We start from the raw sequence: 880 nt of genomic DNA, 5'->3' as shown, positions 1-880 counted from the left end.
GGGGTCGTGCGCCTGCTGGCGCGTCGAGCGCGCGCCGCTGCGCCGGCGTCCCGACCCGCCGCGGACGCGGGGGCGGCCCACGCCGTCGTCGCGCGCCTGGACGTCGCGGCGCTGCTCGACGACCTGTACGACGAAGGAGGGTGACGCGTGTCCCGTAGGGTGCTGATCTGCGACGACGCCATCTTCATGCGCACGATGGTCGGCGACATCCTGCAGCAGGCAGGGTTCGAGATCGTCGGCGAGGCGGAGTCGGGCGTGCAGGCGATCGAGAAGTACCAGGCGCTCAAGCCCGACCTCGTGACGATGGACATCGTCATGCCGGACATGGGCGGGATCGACGCGGTGCGCGAGATCACGCGCCTCGACCCGGGCGCGCGCGTGCTGATGTGCAGCGCGATGGGCCAGCAGGCGCTGGTCGTCGAGGCGCTGCAGGCGGGGGCGAAGGACTTCGTCGTCAAGCCGTTCCAGCCGAGCCGCGTGCTGGAGGCGGTCGAGCGCATCCTGAGCTGACGCGCGCGGCGCGCGGCGGGGGCGAACGACGGTGAGCTTCTCGACCGCGCGCTACGCCGCGCTGTTCGCCGAGGAGGCGCGCGAGCACCTCGCCGCCGCCTCGGCCGCGCTGCTCGCGCTGGAGCGGGACGGCGCCGACGGCGCCGACGGCGCCGCGCACGTGGACGCGGCGTTCCGCGCCGTGCACACGGTCAAGGGGATGAGCGCCACGATGGGCTACGCCGTCGTGGAGCGCGTCGCGCACGAGCTGGCGCACGTGGTCGCCGAGCTGCGCGCCGGCGCCGTAACGCCCGACCCGGCGACGCTCGACGCGCTGCTCGACGCCGCCGACGCGCTGGCGGCCGCGGTGGCCGCCGCCGTCGGCGCCGCC

At 75.5% G+C, this 880-nt stretch carries 2 protein-coding genes; both read left to right on the top strand.

Features of this window, described 5'->3' with window-relative positions; genetic code table 11:
• Positions 1 to 147: 147 nt before the first annotated feature.
• Positions 148 to 510: a response regulator gene (locus PYV61_RS25980; protein WP_275836789.1), complete on the top strand. Its 363-nt coding sequence runs from the start codon at positions 148 to 150 to the stop codon at positions 508 to 510.
• Between the two features lie 31 nt (positions 511 to 541).
• The coding region (locus PYV61_RS25975) for an Hpt domain-containing protein (RefSeq protein ID WP_275836788.1) at positions 542 to 880 on the top strand (339 nt) is incomplete at its 3' end.

Source organism: Roseisolibacter sp. H3M3-2 (assembly GCF_029211165.1).
Classification (GTDB): Bacteria; Gemmatimonadota; Gemmatimonadetes; order Gemmatimonadales; family Gemmatimonadaceae; genus Roseisolibacter.
The sequence above is the reverse complement of the archived record's forward strand: the minus strand, read 5'-3'. Positions and strand labels throughout refer to the sequence as shown.